General features: G+C 45.6%; 2 protein-coding genes. Both read right to left on the bottom strand.

Annotated features, from left to right (window positions below; genetic code table 11):
- Positions 1-464 (bottom strand): hypothetical protein (locus tag ACKI5G_RS09195; protein WP_407399707.1); only part of this gene is annotated, 464 nt, incomplete at its 3' end.
- Positions 465-619: 155 nt separating this feature from the next.
- Positions 620-1,081: HD domain-containing protein (locus tag ACKI5G_RS09200; RefSeq protein WP_407399709.1), on the bottom strand; the 462-nt coding region annotated here is incomplete at its 5' end.

The following is a 1,081-nucleotide window of genomic DNA, read 5'->3' on the forward strand; positions in this document are numbered from 1 at the left end:
ATGGACTCCGGAATACGGTTTTCCTTCAAAAAGCGAATACGATGGTCAATCATTTCCGCCTGGGTAGCCAGCATATCCTCATCAGCATCCCGATTATCATCAGAGAGGATAATACTGCCAAACTTCTCCTTTAACAGGCTGAGGAGAAGGCCCACCTCCCCATGGGAAAAGGTAGCCAAATCTCTATAGATATGGAGGGTAAAATCCTTGTAGAAAAAGGCAAACTGCGCCCCCCGAATATATTCAATATCATGATAAAGCCGCAGGCTGTCCACTATGAACTGCTCACCTTCCTCAATGAGCTGAGGTTCGGGAGCTTCCTTGACAGATATCTCCATAATAATGGCTTTATCTTTAGAGACCAGGGTAATCTTGGAAAATTCCGGATGACATATCAGTAGCGAGGCTACCAGCTGAATACTGTCCATACTGGCTTCGCTGTTGGTTCCTTTAACATTATCCATTTTCCTTCCCCCTTTGTCCAAAAATATTTTGCTCCTACTATAGTATATCGTAATCTCACTGTAAAAAACATAGGTTAATTATAGCGAAATCGGGCTGCCGCAACCGGAGCGCGGACAGCCCAACATCATTTTCACAATTAAAATGTATTTAAAAATTATTTTGCATAATCTACCACCCGGGTTTCCCGAATGATAGTTGCCTTGATTTGGCCTGGATATTCCAGCTCCGCCTCAATCTTCTTGACAATGTCATGGGCCAGAGCAACTGACTCAACATCGTCCACCTTATCAGGCTTAACCATAACACGAATTTCGCGACCAGCCTGAATAGCAAAGCACCGCTCAACTCCAGCGAAGCTTTCAGCAATTTCCTCCAAACGGCTCAAGCGCTTGAGGTAAGTTTCCAGACTTTCCCGACGAGCCCCTGGTCGAGCAGCCGATACGGCATCCGCTGCTGCTACCAGCACTGCTTCCACAGTTGTTGGTTGTTCATCACCATGATGCGCTGCAATGGCGTTGATTACCTGCTTGGACTCCCGATACTTCTTAGCTATATCCGCACCAATAGTTACATGGGTACCTTCAACTTCGTTATCAATGGACTTACCAATATCATG

The sequence above is a fragment of the Anaerovibrio sp. genome (genome assembly GCF_045637405.1).
Classification (GTDB): Bacteria; Bacillota; Negativicutes; order Selenomonadales; family Selenomonadaceae; genus Anaerovibrio.